We start from the raw sequence: 18,212 nt of genomic DNA on the forward strand, positions 1-18,212 counted from the left end.
ATGAAAATGAAACTTCAGCTTCTGGCATTGCTTTTTGATAGATGAGCCCAAACCAGATCATATGTTGCGTAATTATTTTATAATAGCCTGGAGAAATCTTAGAAACAACCTGCTGTTTACGGGGCTAAACAGCATTGGACTTTCTATCGGCATGGCGGCTTGTTTGGTAACAGGTTTATTTGCTTACGAGCAATACCACTACGATGCACACCATGTTTTTGCTGACAGAATTTACAGAGTAGTGAACAGACAATTTCAGGAAAACCGCTCAAACTATGTGTCATTAACGCAAGGGGTATTGGCACCCGAATTAAAAAAGTCATTTCCGGAAGTAGAAGACGCAACACGAATCGGTTTTAAGCACGTTAGTATCAACCGCGAAAATCTTGATCCTATTCAAGTGCGTGTTATGGCGGTGGACACCAGCTTCTTCTCAATATTTACAATCCCATTTAAAATTAGAGAAACAAACAAACTGCTGAAGGAAGATGAAATCTACTTAAGCGAAAAAATTACCAAGACAATCTTTGGCGATAAAAACCCTATTGGCGAAACAATTTCATTTGTTGAAGGCATGGAGATGAAAGTCGCAGGTGTGTTCAACGATTTTCCTTACCAGTCGAACCTGGCTACTGATTATATTATTTCATTTTACTGGCTTGAAAAACTGGAGCCACAATCGGTAAACTGGCATTCGAATACACATTATAATTATGTTTTGCTGAGAGAAGATGCCGATGCAAAAGAATTCGGAAAAAAAATGAATGAACTCATACATCGCTACACGCCTACTTCATGGGCATCGTATGAATTTTTTCTGCAACCTTTATTGTCGATCAATTTACAACCAGGCTACATAGGTAACAACAAAGGATCTGTTGGTAAAATATTGGTGAATGGCTTTATGATGGTAAGTCTTATCATTCTCCTGCTGGCATCATTCAACTATATGAATATGGCTACTGCACGCTCAGTAAGAAGGGCAACAGAGGTGGGGGTACGAAAAGTAGTTGGGGCACAGCGATTTCAGGTGATAAAACAATTTCTAATGGAGTCATTGATCCTGTGCGCACTTGCTTTTCTTATTGCTGTTTTATGGTCAGATATTGGTCTTCAATACTTTAACTACTTCACTGGTTTTGAGCTTACTTTTAAAACTTTTTATAGTAGTCCGGTTTTGGTTTTTTGGTTAATCATCGCTTTCCTGACCATTACATTTATTTCCGGTGTTTACCCGGCTTTTTTCCTGTCCCGATTTACACCGGCACAAGTACTTAAAGGAAAACACAATTCAGACTCTAGCCGTGGACTTCGTAAAGGGCTGGTCATATTTCAGTTTTCGCTAACCAGTTTATTGGTTGTGTTGATACTGCTGATTAACAAACAAACTAATTACATGCGTTCGCAGGATATGGGGTTTGATAAAGAACAACTCCTGCTTTTTGCGGACGACAGAAATAAAGACATAGGACTGGAAGCCTTTAAAGCAGAGTTGTTACAATTATCCGGAGTGGAGCGAGTAGCCAGTGCATCAGGCTTTCCGGGTTATACACGACTGAGCAGTACAAATTTGTGGGAGCTAAACAAAACAGAAGACGAAAGTATTAAGGCTTTGTGGCTGTATGCCGATCACGATTATCTACAAACGTTAGGGCTTACATTATTGGCTGGTCGCAATTTTAATGCGAATGGCAATGATAGAGAAACGGGAATGCTTGTCAATGAAAATACAGTGCTTGCTTTTGGCTGGACACGCGAAGAAGCCATCGGTAAAAAGCTTGCAGGCTTTACGTTTAGCGACTCACTGCCCGGTGAGATTATTGGTGTGATCAAAGATTTTCACATCAGTCAGTTGCGTAAGGAAATTATGCCGCTGGTAATTCGCTATAGTGCTGATGAAAAACTGTACATGGTTAAAATTACTGACCCAGCCTTATTTACCGCAAGAGCAAAGCTTGATGAAGTGGCCGCGAAGCTTACACAGAGCAATGACTTTGAATCAAAGTTTTTGATGGATGCGTTAGAAGAAGGATATGCAGCTGAGACCAAGAGTTCAGAGATGCTTACGTTTTTTACCATACTCGCTATACTAATTGGTTGTTCGGGATTGTATGCACTAGCTGCTTATGAAGGTGAGCAACGCATAAAAGAATTGGGCGTTCGAAAAATTATGGGTGCCAGTACTTATCAATTACTCTATTTACTATCAAAAGATTTTTTGAAACTACTTGTATGGGCCTTGGTGTTGGCAATGCCGCTGGCTTACTTTTTAGGTAATATATGGTTGCGTGTTTATCCATACCGAACCTCGTGGACACCTGATATTTTTCTAGTGCCATCTTTCTTCGTGTTGTTATTGGGTTGGCTTACTATTATAACACAAGCGTTGAAAGCATCAAACCTTAATCCCGTAGAAGCCTTGCGGTATGAGTAAGGTGTGATTACTAAAAATAGGTTTTATGGAAATGGTCGTAGTGTTTTACTGTGACCATTTTTATTGAATGAGATATTGAGAATATGCGGCTTTGGGATCGAGTAGGTTTTTGAGGATAGGTAAGGAGTGTTGAGCAATCTGGATTTTTTGCTAGTTATAAGGATCTACATTCTGACCGCCCGAACATTCCGCAGTATAGGATAGATCAAAAAAATCGATATATTTAAATACTCGTAAAAGTTTCAACCAAAAATCCCTCGTTATGATCTCATCAGCCAAATCAGACAAAATGCTCCTCGCATTAAAAGACTACAGGAAACATTACATCACTAAGAATATTGGAGACCTTGATGAGTCAGGCACCAGAATAATGATTAACACCTTTTTAACCTCTATTCTAGGTTACCTAGAATTGGAAGAAATTAAAACTGAATTTATGATCAAAGGAACTTATGCCGACTACATAGTTCAGACTGGAGGTAAGAGACATTTCTTAGTAGAGGTTAAAGCATTTTCTTTACAACTTTCCGATAAACACCTTAGACAAGCTATAAACTATGGTGCTAATGAAGGAATAGAATGGGCGTTGCTGACTAATGGAAGGCAATTTCAATTCTATAAGATATTGTTTGAAAAGCCGATAAGTGAAAAACTTGTTTTTGAAGTTGACTTTGCTTCAGAAGACTTTGACATAAAAATAGCTCATGAATTGTTAACCTATTTTTATAAAGATGCAGTTATAAAAAATAGCCTTTTAAATCTTTGGGCACGTTATACAGCATTAGAACCAATTGGACTTGCAGGGCTATTATTCTCTCCGCATGTTGTTACATTCTTAAAAAAGGAGCTTAAGGCAAAGTATGATACCAAATTTGAAGACAATGAGATAATAGAAGCGTTGACAGATGTAATTTGTAATGAGATTCCATTGGAAAAATTGAAAATCCCCAAATTTAAACCGGTAGTAAAAAAGACGCTCAAGGTTACAGCAGAGAAATCTGTAAATACTCTTTCGGTAATGTCGGATTCCAACGGAAAAGAGGAAGGAGGAAAAGAATAGAAGAAAAACGATTAACCTACACTAAGGTTAACTTCTCGACAAGATCTCTTACTTACACTAAGCTTATGTAGGTTTAAGTATTCCCATCAGCTCTGAGGGAGACCACACAACCAAAGCATGCATATAGTTAGGGCACACAAACAACTAACCAATAAATCATATGGAACTGAGACCCGGTGACTTTGATAATTATGTTGACATAGTATTGAATCATTTTAAATCAGGCGAAAAGGCTCTAATATATGATGGTATAGACTTGGTAAAGGACTTACCACATCAAAAGACAGAAAGAAATATTTTTAAATATTTTCTCCTCGATGAAAACCTATTACAAATTGAAAAAGAAAATAGTCTTCAACCAAGTAATCCTTATTGTAGAATAACTCCAAAGGGCTACAAGATAATTACATCAGGAGGCTGGAATGAATACATTAAATATTCAAAGGAACTAGAAAAATTAAAAAATGACTTGATTTCCTCCTCAATACAGACTAATCAATCATCGGTAATAGCAAATAAAATTTCTATAAGAACAAATAAGGGTACAATTGCAATCTTGATTACAACTTTAATTATATCAGGGATTAGCACATATGTTAGTTGGTTAAATTATAATTTTGCAAAAACACATCATGAACCGTCAAGAAGAACAATAGACTCATTATCAAACAAATTATTAGAAGAACAGATTAATGCCCTTCAATTATTGAAAGATGATTTAAAAATCCATCAGTCCAATTCCTCAATTAAAAATCAATTGTTTTGTTATTACCCAACTAGTCTTAGCGTATCTCTAAGACCAAATGCATTTTAGTCTACTCTTGTTAGTTCGTAGGGAGACCCTACGAACAGTGAGGGATGGGTGCCTCACTCGCACCTTCTTAGAAACTTACTCACCGTCATAATATGGATTATAATCAATGCTTTTGAGTATTGGATCGATATCTTTTAGATCAGCGAATTTGAGCTTTAGGTAACCAAATCCACCCTCATACTTTGCATTGCAGATACGTATGACGATTTCAGAACGTGTAGCTTTATAAGGTTTAGATGTTACACTCAATCTTTTAGTTACCTCTGATTTTTTGTCACCAATCTTAATACCTAAATAAAGAGAATCCATTTTATTATTAACTATCTCAATTTTATAAAAATACTCTCTACCGGTTTCAATTCCATAGTAAAATCTGTTTCCATTATATTCAAGATAGTTATTTTCACCTTTTCCATATATCTCATCATTATAACTCTCAATCCGCTTTTTGTAGCTTGGTTTCGATAAGATTTCATGAACAGTTGTTTTGTAGCAGACTATTCCATTAAAAACAATTTCATCACTTGAAATACACTTATATTGGAATTTACTTTTTACCTTACCGAAGAGCTTTTGAAAACTATCATCAATAACGGTTGTGTAGCTGATGAGTGGTTGATTGGTTGTTGACAGGACTAGAGATTTATTAGTAGTTATATTTATTTCATAGTGAATCCTGTTGCTGTCTAGACTAATTAACTCATAGATATTAACTCCAGTGGATTTTACTAAATATCTTTTCTCATTTTCCTCCTCCTTGCTGCCAAAAGAATAGAGAGTGCAGTATATGTTATCTGTGGAATCAAAACTTATTGCTACGAATCTATCCTGATCACTTTTTTCCCAATAGTAGTTTCTGCCGTAAATCAGCTTTGGTTTTTCCTGAACTGAGGAAGTGGAATTACCCTTTTCTGCATTGCATGAACTGCAACAAATTAGTAGTAGGAGAAGAAGATTTGGATAATGTTTCATCGTTGATCTGCAATCAAGACTACTTTTTAACTTTTCTTTAAATTGGTTAAGTTTTTATTTTGAGAAAGCATACGGGTTAACATAATCTCTTTTACGAATTGTTGTCTAATTAATTCCAGATTAATTCAATATTAGTGATTTTATAAATGCCATCTTCTTTTTTTACAGTCACCTTTGATTTAGCGAAAACATCCTTTTGAATAAGTATCTCCACCATAAATACCACTCTATCATTACTTGCAACTTCATTTACAATTCTAAATCCATCAATATCCTCACCTTGTCCACCTACCCAATTGTCAAACCACAGATAGTCACAAGCTCTTATATTGAATTGTGATTCAGGCTGAGCATCCCAATCGAGTTTTAACATTTCAGTATTACAGATTTCAAGTTTCTCTAAACTTGAATTGATATATTCTTTCGATAAATATTTAACTTTTTCAAGCCTGGCCTTATGTTCATTATTATCGAATGCGTATTTTTTTTGATCAACCTTTTTATATGGAGGGATTTGGTAATAGCTAAAATCTTTTGGATATGCATCCTTAATATACCATAGATAAAACTTCTCAACGGTTTCTCTCGAATTTTTTTGATCGTTCGATTGATTTGTGCGTTTGCTCGAACAGAAGATTAAAATAAAAACTAGAAGGTATAAGTATATTTTTATCACAACTCAGCTCTACTAGACGTAATTCGGACACAAAAGTTAATTTCGCGGTAATAGTTTTTCCCAAAATATTTTATTTTCACTTTTAGTTGTGTGGATTTGTTTCATTTCTATATCAATAGCTTTAAATGTGAACTGATCTGGATAGTTGATGTATACGATTTCATCATCTAAGTCAAAGGCCCATTTATTATATCCTGGTGAAAAAAAGAACTTTAACTTCAGATAATCCCGGCCAAGTAAATATTGAAATTTTTTAGTGCTAACATTTAATAAAGCGAGGACAACCTTTCCATAAAGATTCTTTTTACATAAAATTGTCTTAGCATCTGGGCTCACTTCAATTATTTCTATAAACTCTCCAAGTAGTTCACTTTTTGTAAGGTCGTTGAGTGGAGCGCGATATATTTTCCAGTCATAAGCGTCTGAACCTTTTAGGTAATAAAATTTCTTCCCATAGTAAAGAAAGTCATCAACTATTTGGGGTTTGATACACGATTGACAAAATATCTTAAAACTATCTTTTGTACTAAAATTATAACCATATATAATACTGTCCGCATCAGTTGAGCGTAAATAATCACTTACAAAAGTATTTATTAGTATGTACTTACCAGAGTTATCAAAGCTATACTCTACGGCTTTGTCATAGTAATGCTCAGGATATGACTTTAATTTGATATTCTCGTCTTTTGTCTTGACCCAAATATCCTGGTAACTCAATAAAGATTCGCCCATAGCTAAATCATCGATTCTTTTTTCTCGAAATTTGTAAGGAACTGAAAAAAATCCATACATTATGGTTATTTCATTTTTTTGCTTAACGCGCAAAATTTTTCCATTTTGACTTTTGATATTAAAAGAATCAATTACCTTCCTTGCAACTTCCTCATAATAAACCTTTGCTGTCGCTTCAGAACTATATCCCAAAGATTTATCAATTTTTTCATTGAGTTGATAAACTAACTTTTCATCCTGATTACCAACGGGAAAATAGTTTCTGTTTTTTTGAAGTAATAAAAGATCATTTGATTTTTTTACAATAATCTCATCTGTTATTGAATATTGTGCAGAGCTGGTAAAGCTTAATAGAAAGAAAATAATGTTGAACGAAAAAGTATTCTTCATTTTATTATTCTTATAATTTGTATTTATAAAATTTAACTACACGGTTAGCTTTTTCACCATTAACTGCAGCGCCTTCCATTACACCGTACATAGGGCCATCTGAGAATTTGACTCCTGCTCCACAGTCCATTATTCTAAGAACTAAGTTGTAATGCCGTCTATGAAACGATCCTCCCCATTTATCACCTAACTCAACCTTTGTATCCGTTAAATTTAGTCGGCTATTCTCCCTTGCCGTGTTGTCAACAACTTGATGAAGGCCGCCTGGAACAACTAAAAATACATGACCGGGATCATGCGCACCAATTATTATTTGTTTGTTATTATCTACCATAGATTGAATTCTTGTCCAAAACTGAGAATAGTCTTCTGAAGTAGTTCTTTCGATCTCCTCAAAATGAGAATTAAGCTTGCCATTTTTTAAATCATCAATAATACCTTGTGCGCTTCCATCACCAGCTTCAACTTTTCCATAAATTTGTTCCCCATTGTCAAGAATTGTCAATGAACTCCCAATAGATGGAAATAATACATCATCTCCTGTAAAGTTTAATAGTGCTGCACGGACGCACAGGTTGCATGCAGCTTGATCTGTTCGCCAATCCTCAGTTATATCTGTAATGGCTTTAATGGAAGCTTCTAGGTATTTTTGACGGAAGACCGTATTACTCATTGCACCAATGTTAACGTATTTTTTTAAATCCTCGTTTTTAACCCAGCCTAAATTTATCCAATTAGTATTTTCCTTTTTTCTTACATATCGATATATCCCACATTCATGAGAAATGCTCAAAATATCGTTTTTCAAAATATTGATGTTAGCGTTGGTGACTGAATATGGAGATGTAATTGGTGATTGCTCTTTTTTAATTTTATACTCTTCATTATCTTCTACAGGAATGATCTTCTTAAGATTTCCAACCCAAGTACAGTACTCAGCTCCATCACATTTTACTATTACTCTGCCATCAGATCCTTCAACCAAGATAGAAATTAATTCTACCTCTTTACCTTTTTCTAAAAAACTCTCAGGGCTCAAAAGATTGTATGGTGATATCTTTTCTCTAATGTTTGCATTACTTCGGTAAACCACATAACTAGTTTCATCAAAATCAAGTATACTTGATTCATTACCATCATTGCCTCCTTGTTGAGTCGATTTATAAATGTAATTTCTTAGCTTTTCTCTTTTTAAACCAAGAGCTACAGTATTTTCTTCGTTCGAAAGCAGTATCTTAAAGTAAGATTCATCATTTGGTTTGTACATAAACCCTACATATGTTTTGCCCCCTTCCTGACTTTCATAATCCAAATAGTTTTCAGCACGTATTACTGTATCTCTTTTGATTTCATTTTTAATTGTAATCTTAGCATATGTTTCACCACCCAGTTCAATAGAATAACCTACATATTCACTACCTCTGTTCCTTGAAGGATCTGGTTTATATAAAGGAAGTGACGGTAACGGTAGGCCAACTCTAGATTTGATTCCATTTAGTATAGCAATCACATCATCACAATCATCAAACCAACCCCAGCACGGCAGCGCCATCGCCCCCTCTTCATCACTATCAAACAATCCCAACATCGCTACAGGATTGTGTATGTAATCCCATTGTGTTTTAAATAAGTTTTTGCCATTGGCACTGTAGTCCATCAAATTGTCGCCTTGCTGGGGTAGTAATGGGAAGGTGTGCTCTAAGCGGAAGGCACCATGAGCTAACTCATGGGCTATGGTTTTTGTAATGTTTTTTGCTGTAACTTTCTCCGAGCAGATAAAGCCTATTTGTTTCATGCGCGGCATAAAGCCCATAACTTGAGGATCGTCTGTTTTGGGTACTATAAACAAGTAATAAGTGTCTGGCATTAATGATCTATTTTGCAAATAGGTATTGATGATGGTGCGCATTTCTCCGGTGTAGTTCGAAAACCAATTGCTGTTTCCATACTCAAGTCCGTTGTTGTCTTTGTCGTAATCTATTTCTGTTAGGGTTTGCACTGGCTCCACCTGCCACTGTACAATGGCTTGCTTGTAAATGTCATTGAGTTCTGTTTGGAGTACTTCTTTTTGTACGGGTAGCTGTGCACCGTTCACGGAGATCAATACCAGATTTTTGTAGGCCTTGTTGTAGCTGATCACATTCAGTTTACCAACCTCTAATCTGCTTGTTGTAGAGTCTGCGGTATTCTCTTGGTTGAGATAAGCGCTGACTTGTTCTGCCTGCTCGTGTGCTTTTCCCTGTAGCGTCACAATTAATTCGTTGGCATTTTCTCCTTGTTGTTTTGGGAGTGATGCCGCATCTACACTAAAGCCCACTTCTTGAATCAAGTTTTCGCGCGGTACTGTGGCGGTTACTTTAACTTTATCAAAGCGTCCTGTCTCCACTGATTTCCAGGGGACGGTATAAGTGTCGCCTTCAATACTTGTTGTTTCATAGTGGTTGAGTACTTCATGCACTTTAGCATCAAAACCATAGTCCTGATCTTCTTTGGCAGTAAAGTTTACTTTATAATGTACAGTTGAAGCTACGGTGCTTGTCGCACTCGATCCATTATTGATTACTTCTCCATCTTTATTCACCGTATAACTATTGCCTTCACTATCAGTCAGCACTACTGATTGCATTGCTCCACTGGCTGTTACAGGTCTAGTTATTTCTTCTTGTGTTCCATCTTCTTTTAAGACTACAATAGTGCTGTCTTGTACCCACACGCTGTCGATGATGCCAATGATGGTAATGGCTACCGGTATGGCAATCGTTTCGCTTGCATTGTTTTGTGCTGTATTCCTGTCGGCACCGATCTTCTCCATCTCTTCTACAAGTTGCCCCATGGCATTGCCTTTGGCATAGGTGCTTACAATCTCGCCTGCCAGTTCGTGGTTTTTATTCACCTTGCCGCTGAAGCGCACTTTCACGCTCGCATTGTTAAATAACGACACGGGCATTAAACCCGTACCACTGAAGTAGCCATTGCTACCTTCTACGGTTAGCACCATCATCCGGAAGTCGTGCATCCTTATTTCATCTCCGGGAAATAAGCGTGGTAGTATTTCTGTTGTAGTAGGGGGTGTAAGTACAGGTGCTTGTCCGCAGGTGTATGGTCCGTCTTCCAGTGAGGTGGTGCTCATCTGCAAGGGAGCACTGTACTCGCTAAAAATGCTATTGCGCTCTGACCTTACCTGTACTAAGTAGTTGGTAGAAGGATTCAGTTCGCCTAATGTATAGTAGCGGTTAGTGGTAACAGATTCAAAGTAATTATTTGCAGGACTGCTGAGTGGTTTATACCGGATGCGGTATTGTGCAGGCATCTCTCCTTCACTTGGCAATTCCCATTGCATTGAAAGTGTGGTTGCATTACCGCCTTGTTGTAAAACATTTCTTGGTATGCCAAGGGCATCACCATATTGAAAAACAAACACTTCACTTTTTCCATTATTTCGAAAAAGGTCTCTGTCTTCTGTATCTGTTGCCTGCACTTGCCAGGCGTATTTTCTTCCGGCCATTAAAGTAGGTTCGGCAGGGCCGTACACCAATTGGTTTTGACTCAGGGTTGTTTCATATAACACCGGTTGACTTAAAAAAGCAGCATTGGCTGATTGACTAGTGGCATTGGGTGCCAACTCTACCATTTTAAAAGTATAGTTTGTGGTAAAGGCTGCATTGGGTGAGCCTGTGTGGCGTGGTGTCCAGGTAAAAGCAATGTTGGTCGGTTCAAGTATGGCAATTTTAGTATCGTTGTGTGGTAGGTTAAGCAAGGGCGGGTCGTTGAGTACTATCCAGGCGGTGGTACCAATTTTATTACTGACCAAGGTTCCTCTATTGTAATCGAGTACTTCTATGGTAAAGCGGTAAACACCTTCAGGCAGGCGTTGTGTTCTTTCATACTGACTGCGGGTGAGGCCGACAAAGTCGAGGTTGGCAGGATTGAAGTAAGCTACCAGATCATCGCCATAAAAAAATTGTGGTATGCCACCACCTTCCAGGGTAATGGGTTGTGGAAGAAAAGTATTTTTTGTTCGTATGGTAATACCGACTCCTTCAATGGTTAGTCGCAATTTGCAATTGTAAGTATTGATGGTGGGATCTTGCAGTCGCAAAGTGAGCCAGAAGCGTTGTGAGCCTAGTGCAGTTAAGTCGGCCATGTACGGACTATAAGGTGGGTTGAGTACAACGTTGCCTTGTACTGGAAATACCTGAGCCTTGAGGGAAAGTGATAACACCATCAAAAGGAAAAATAAAACATGTTTAGGTATTGACATGCGCGCCCGGTTGTTGCAAAACGAAGTGTAAAGCTTGACAGGGGGCGTGTCATGCGCAGCAGAAATTTTCTGCTGCACTGGTTAAGTTAGCGCAGGAGGATTGTATAAAACAATGCTGGATTTAATGCAGAAAACGTGAAGATTGTTTTTTAGCTTAATTTGGAAGGGTGGTGAATTTTTACGATGAAGATTGAGCTGGGGAGGATGAAGATTTTTTGGAGAGCGGATGGATGATAGAGGCTGGAGGTCAGGTGTTGTTCGTTTCATCTAATTTGAATTTCCTATGCTTCATCACAGCATGCTCAGACAAGGCATTATGCTATCTTCGGTCTGGCAGGGAATGTGTGCCTGCCTGCCGGTAGGCAGGGATAGCATAATGCCTTGAATGAGTATGCGAGGCCCAGCGGCCTGAGAGCGAAAACTCGTTTGTTGTTATATGCTCTAATAATCTAAAAATAATGATGCATTTTTCTACTTCTTCAATCAAGGATAGGCACAACAAACTGGTGTAAACATGTAAGAGACTTATGCCCCGTTTTACTATGCATAAGTTCTTTTAAACCGGATTTAAAATCCGGCATTATTAGTAGTTCGAGATGCGCTGCGCTAACATCTCGAACAGCGGGGCACAGCGGGGCTGTTCTCTAAGTGATGCTGGTTGGAAAGAATCAACGAATTACCGAATCAGCACATCAATCCAGATTGCTTCGTCATGCCACCACACATTCCAGATCAATTCCTCGCAAAGACGTGTATATTTTATTTAATTCTTTAATTAACAAATCATCGAATCACCGAATCAGCACATCAACTAGACAACACTCAAAATTCCCTTCTCTTTCGCTTCTAAATTTGATTTTCCCATAAGGCTTTCATCAATCGCTCTTGCAGCTTCACGTCCTTCGCTTATGGCCCATACCACCAGACTTTGTCCTCTGCGACAATCGCCAGCGGCAAATACTTTTTCTTTTGAGGTCTTGAAATTTCTGCCTTTAACATTGCCGCGCTCATCGTACTCAAGGCCTAACTGATCAAGTAGTCCATTATGTTGTGGATGCAAGAAGCCCATGGCCAGTAAAGCGAGTTCGCAAGGAATTGTTTTTTCACTCCCCGGTACTTCTTCAAAGGTAGGTGCAGAGCCTGGATTAGTTTTCATCACTACATCGGCTACTTTAATACCCTTAAGCTGGCCATGTTCATCACCCATAAATTCTTTAGTCACAATACTCCACTTACGTTCACAGCCTTCTTCATGCGATGTTGAAGTCCGCAATATCGTTGGCCAGTTCGGCCATGGCATAGCTTCAGTTCTTTCTTGCGGTGGTTTGTTTAGAATCTCAAGTTGTGTTACAGACTTTGCACCATGTCGGTTAGAAGTGCCCACGCAATCGGAACCTGTATCGCCACCACCAATCACCACCACATTTTTGTTAGTCGCCAACAATACTTCTTCTTTCACAGGTTTGTCTGATACTCTTCGGTTTTGTTGTGTTAAAAAATCCATCGCAAAATGAACACCCTTTAACTGGCGGCCCGGTAAGGGTAAATCTCTAGGCACAGTTGAGCCCACACAAAGTAATATAGCATCGAAGTTATCAAACAGTTGATCGACAGCATAGTTTACACCGATGTTTGTATTGGTTTGAAACTTCACACCTTCTTCCATCATCAACTTGATTCTTCGATTGAGCACAAGCTTATCCAATTTAAAATCGGGAATGCCATAACGCAACAAACCTCCCACTTCATCTGCACGTTCGAATACAGTTACGGTATGCCCTGCATAATTCAATTGCGCTGCCGCAGCTAAACCTGTTGGTCCGGAGCCGATGATGGCAACTATTTTATGCGTTCGATTGGCAGGAATGCGCGGCTTTACGTAACCAGCTTCAAATGCTTTTTCAATAATTGACTTCTCAATGTATTCAATTGCAACAGCAGGTTTGTTAATGCCTAACACACAGGATGCTTCGCAGGGAGCGGGGCAAATTCTTCCAGTGAATTCAGGAAAGTTGTTGGTGGAGATTAAAATTTCGTAAGCGAGTCGCCAGTTCTCCTGGTAAACAGCATCGTTAAATTCCGGTATGATATTGCCCAGGGGACAACCACTATGACAGAAGGGTGTGCCGCAATCCATACAACGGGAAGCCTGCTTGTTGGTGATATTAAAATCCAGCGCACCATCAACTTCATTGTAATCTTTTACACGAATCTTTGGATCGCGTTTTTTTGGAAGTGCTCTGTTTTCTTCTAAAAATCCTGTTGGTTTCCCCATGTTAAAATGATTTAAATAGAATACCTGATGTATTTAGTTGAAAATATTTTAGCTGGTTGCTTGCTTAACTTTACCGGTAAGCTTTTGCTTCTCTAAAACAGCTTTGTACTCGACTGGCATTACTTTTACAAATTGTTTAAAGGCAGTTGGCCAATAACTGAGAATGTGTGCAGCAACATTGCTGTTAGTATAATCCGCATGTGCCTGAATCATTTTTTTCAAGCATACTTCATCTTCAGCCTCCAGCGTATCGAGTAATACCATTTCCATATTGCAGTTCTTGACAAAGTGTTTATTCATATCCCAGACATAGGCGACACCACCACTCATCCCGGCTGCAAAGTTTCTCCCGGTTTCTCCCAGCACCACCACTACACCACCAGTCATGTATTCACAACCGTGATCGCCCACGCCTTCTACCACAACCTGTACACCAGAGTTGCGCACTGCGAAACGCTCGCCCGCCATCCCATTGATGTAACTTTCACCAGAAGTGCCACCGAAGAAAGCAACGTTGCCTACGATAATATTTTTTGCTGCGTTGTACTTTGTTTTTTTATTCGGATGTAAAATCAGTTTAGCGCCTGAGAGTCCTTTACCAAAATAGTCATTGGCATCGCCTGCCAGTTTAAAAGTAATGCCATGTGTTGAAAAGGCACCAAAACTTTGTCCTGCTGTACCTGTAAAGGAAAACTGCAGCGTGTCGTCAGGTAGTCCTTTCCCTTTATAAATTTTTGATACTTCATTCGAGAGCATCGCACCAACAGAACGATCCTGGTTGGTGATGACAAATTCTCCTGCTACACTTTCACCGTTAAGTAAGGCAGGTTGTGCTGCAGTGATTAGTTTTCTATCCAATACATAATCGATATTATGATCTTGTGTTTCCTGCTGGAAGATGGCTGTGTCTAATTGTACAGCGGGCTTAAACAATAAAGGAGAAAGATCAAGATGTGTACTTTTCCAATGCTGATTCGATTCACGTAATGCTAAACGATCACTCTGTCCTACCATTTCGTCCACCGTTCTGAAACCGAGCTCAGCCATAATCTCTCTTAGTTCTTCGGCAAGAAACTCAAAGAGGTTTACCACATGTTCAGGCTTGCCAGTATACAAAGCGCGTAGTTCTTTGTTTTGCGTTGCTACACCAACAGGACAGGTATTCAAATGACACTTACGCATCATAATGCAACCTGTGGTTACAAGTGCCGCAGTAGCCACACCCCATTCTTCAGCACCAAGTAAAGCAGCAATGGCTAAATCTCGCCCGGTTCGTATTTGTCCATCGGTTTGTAGCACAACACGTCCACGCAATTTATTTTTTACTAATGTTTGATGCGCTTCTGCTAAACCTAATTCCCAGGGCAAACCAGCATGACGAATGGAGCTGAGTGGAGAAGCACCTGTGCCACCATCGTGACCGGAAATTAGAATGACATCTGCATGTGCTTTGGCTACACCGGAAGCAATTGTACCAACACCGGCTTCACTTACTAACTTAACGCTTATGCGCGCTTCGCGATTGGCATTTTTTAAATCGAAGATTAATTGTGCGAGGTCTTCTATTGAATAAATGTCGTGATGTGGCGGTGGTGAGATTAAACCAACCCCAGGTGTAGCATGACGCACGCGACCAATCCAATCATCTACTTTATGACCGGGTAATTGTCCACCTTCACCGGGCTTGGCACCTTGCGCCATTTTTATTTGTAATTCCTTAGCGTGCGTTAAATAGTTGCTTGTAACACCAAACCGACCAGAGGCTACTTGTTTAATGGCTGAGTTTTCCCAATCACCATTTTCTTTTTTATAGAAACGACTTTCTTCTTCACCACCTTCACCACAATTACTTTTACCACCGATGCGGTTCATGGCAATCGCCAGTGTGCTGTGTGCTTCATGCGAAATGGAACCGAAAGACATAGCGCCCGTAGCGAAACGTTTAAAAATGTTTTCTTTCGATTCTACTTCATCAAGGGAAATAGATTTTCCTTTTTTGAATTTTAAGATACTACGCAGTGTAATGGCTTTTTCACTTTGCTCATTGATGAGTGCTGTATACTTTTTGAAAAGTGAATAATCTTTTGTTTGGGTTGATTGCTGCAGCAAGTGTATGGTCTGCGGATTAAACAAATGCGCTTCTCCTCTTTGTTTCCATTGGTAAACGCCACCCACTTCCAATTTTGGTTGCGTGCCATAATTTTTTGGAAAGGCAAACTGATGTTTAACCAATGCCTCTTTCGCAATATCATCCAGCGTTAAACCGCCAATACGGGAAACAGTCCCCGTGAAGTAGTGAGAGATTACACTTTGATGAATGCCCAGCGCTTCAAATATCTGAGCGCCATGATAAGACTGCAAAGTGCTGATGCCCATCTTACTCATGATCTTTAACAACTCACCACCTACTGCTTTTTTATAGTTATAGATTGCTTTCTCCTCTGTCAAATCATTTTTTAACAGATTTTGTTTCTTCATGTCGTGTATGGTCTGGTACACGAGGTAAGGATTTACACCTGAAGCACCATAACCAATCAGCGTTGCATAATGATGTGTTTCCCATACATCGCCAGCCTCAACTAACAAACCAACTTTACCACGCAGACCTTTTCGGATCAGATCGTGATGTACTGCGGCAACAGCGAGTAGCGAAGGGATTTGCGTATGACCGCTGTCAAAGCTTCTATCAGAAAGAATAATAATGGTAAAACCATCTTCAATGGCATCCTCTACATATTGACAAACACGATTGAGACCATTTTCCAACGAACCTGCTTTGCCATCAGCCCGAAAATAGGTGTAGATGGTTTTGGTTTGAAGATGAAGGTGATCGATGTATCTGATTTTTTCTAACTCAGTATTGGTAAGGATAGGCGTTGGTAATTCCAGTGTAATACAATGCTCGGGTGATTCCTCCAGAAGATTTAACGAACCCCCTACATGAGAAGCAAGTGACATCACTAAACGTTCGCGAATAGAATCAATCGGTGGATTGGTAACTTGTGCAAAAAGCTGCTTAAAGTAATTAGATAAATGTTGCGCCTGATTAGACAACACAGCCAGTGGCGTATCATTTCCCATGGAACCGATCGCCTCTTTACCCGTTTCGCACATTTGCAAAAGTATGGTTTTGATGTCTTCTGATGTGTAGCCGAAAGAAATCTGGCGTTTTAAGAAAGTAACAGGATCGTATTTGTGAAAACTTCCTCCGGGCTCAGGCAGGTCTATGAGTCTTACTTTATTTTCTTTCAGCCATTTTCCATAGGGTTGCAGTGTACAAATTTCTCTTTTTAATTCATCGTCACTGATAATGCGGCCTTTCTCCAAATCAACCACAAACATTTTACCTGGTTGCAAACGACCTTTGGAAATAACCCTGGCTGGATCAATGTCTAACACGCCCACTTCTGATGCCATGATCACCATGTCATCTTCTGTAACAATAAAACGCGATGGACGAAGTCCGTTTCGGTCGAGCGTAGCACCCACTATTTTACCATCTGTAAAAGTGATAGAGGCGGGGCCATCCCAGGGTTCCATCAAATTAGCGTGGTATTCGTAAAAATCTTTTTTCTCCCGACTCATTGCTTCATTGCCATCCCATGCTTCGGGAATGAGCATCATCATCACATGCGGTAATGAACGACCGGCATGAACGAGCAATTCAATCGTATTGTCGAGGTTGGAAGAGTCCGATTGTTTTGAATTACAAATCGGTAAAATCATGTCTAACTCTTCGCGGGTAAAATAAGGCGAAGCGAAAAATGTTTCTTTGGCTTTTAACCAATTGATATTACCCTGCACAGTATTAATTTCTCCGTTGTGTGCGATATAACGGAAGGGCTGTGCTAATCTCCAGGAAGGAGAGGTGTTAGTTGAAAAACGAGAGTGGATTACCGCGAGTGCTGAAACCACTTCTTCATTTTCCAGATCATGAAAATAATAACGCAGCTGCCCGGACATGAGCATGCCCTTGTATGAAATGGTTTTATAAGATAGCGATGAGAAATAAAATTGATTATCGACACCCTTTACAGACTCCGTTATTAATTGCGTGACATATTTTCTAAGAATAAAAAGTTTGCGTTCGAAATCATCAGGATTGGTACCATCATCCAGCCTTTTAATAAAGATCTGCTCCATTACCGGCTCAGACTGTAGCGCAGTTTCCCCCAATGCTTCGTTGCTGGTTTCGAGTGTGCGATAGCCCAACAACTGCATTTTCATTTTTTTGATTTGTCGGCTAAGCACCGTGCGACACTCTTCACGCACTTTTGCATCGCGTGGAAAAAAAATGAGCCCTACCCCGTAGTTACCGAATGAAGGTAACTTAAAACCAAGCTTACGACATTCGCTGCTGTAGAATTCATGTGGCACTTGTATTAAAATACCTGCACCATCACCTGTGTTGGGTTCGCAGCCACAAGCACCTCTATGCTCCATGCGTTCTAACATGGTAAGTGCATCGCTTATAATTTGATGCGACTTATGACCTTTAACATTCGCAATAAATCCAACACCACATGAGTCGTGTTCAAAACTTTCGTGATACAATCCGGCTAATGACAATTCTTTAAGGTTAAGGTTGACGTAAG

The 18,212-nt window shown here is 39.3% G+C and carries 9 protein-coding genes; 3 read left to right on the plus strand and 6 right to left on the minus strand.

Annotation, left to right across the window (positions count from 1 at the left end):
- The first annotated feature begins 61 nt into the window (after positions 1-61).
- From SanaruYs_RS11045 to SanaruYs_RS11055, 3 genes are all read left to right on the plus strand, one after another.
- On the plus strand, positions 62-2,434 hold the full coding sequence (locus SanaruYs_RS11045) for an ABC transporter permease (RefSeq protein WP_127122627.1): 2,373 nt from the start codon (positions 62-64) through the stop codon (positions 2,432-2,434).
- A gap of 262 nt (positions 2,435-2,696) precedes the next feature.
- Complete coding sequence (locus SanaruYs_RS11050; RefSeq protein ID WP_127122628.1) at positions 2,697-3,494, plus strand: type I restriction enzyme HsdR N-terminal domain-containing protein; 798 nt, start codon at positions 2,697-2,699, stop codon at positions 3,492-3,494.
- A gap of 160 nt (positions 3,495-3,654) precedes the next feature.
- Positions 3,655-4,308, plus strand: coding sequence for a hypothetical protein (locus SanaruYs_RS11055; protein WP_127122629.1), 654 nt, complete (start codon positions 3,655-3,657; stop codon positions 4,306-4,308).
- Positions 4,309-4,383: 75 nt separating this feature from the next.
- On the opposite strand, the gene SanaruYs_RS11060 is transcribed toward SanaruYs_RS11055, so the two are convergent.
- From SanaruYs_RS11060 to gltB, 6 genes are all read right to left on the minus strand, one after another.
- Positions 4,384-5,280, minus strand: a complete 897-nt coding sequence (locus SanaruYs_RS11060; protein ID WP_127122630.1) for a hypothetical protein — start codon at positions 5,278-5,280, stop codon at positions 4,384-4,386.
- A gap of 109 nt (positions 5,281-5,389) precedes the next feature.
- On the minus strand, positions 5,390-5,956 hold the full coding sequence (locus tag SanaruYs_RS11065) for a hypothetical protein (RefSeq protein WP_127122631.1): 567 nt from the start codon (positions 5,954-5,956) through the stop codon (positions 5,390-5,392).
- A 36-nt stretch (positions 5,957-5,992) separates the two neighbouring features.
- Positions 5,993-7,081, minus strand: coding sequence for a hypothetical protein (locus tag SanaruYs_RS11070; RefSeq protein WP_127122632.1), 1,089 nt, complete (start codon positions 7,079-7,081; stop codon positions 5,993-5,995).
- Between the two features lie 10 nt (positions 7,082-7,091).
- Positions 7,092-11,342, minus strand: a complete 4,251-nt coding sequence (locus SanaruYs_RS11075; RefSeq protein ID WP_127122633.1) for a fibronectin type III domain-containing protein — start codon at positions 11,340-11,342, stop codon at positions 7,092-7,094.
- Between the two features lie 811 nt (positions 11,343-12,153).
- A complete protein-coding gene (locus SanaruYs_RS11080) occupies positions 12,154-13,617 on the minus strand; it encodes a glutamate synthase subunit beta (RefSeq protein ID WP_127122634.1) in 1,464 nt (487 codons plus the stop codon).
- Positions 13,618-13,665: 48 nt separating this feature from the next.
- On the minus strand, positions 13,666-18,186 hold the full coding sequence (gene gltB, locus SanaruYs_RS11085) for a glutamate synthase large subunit (protein WP_127122635.1): 4,521 nt from the start codon (positions 18,184-18,186) through the stop codon (positions 13,666-13,668).
- Positions 18,187-18,212: the final 26 nt, after the last annotated feature.

It is taken from the genome of Chryseotalea sanaruensis, assembly GCF_003990915.1.
Lineage (GTDB): Bacteria > Bacteroidota > Bacteroidia > Cytophagales > Cyclobacteriaceae > Chryseotalea > Chryseotalea sanaruensis.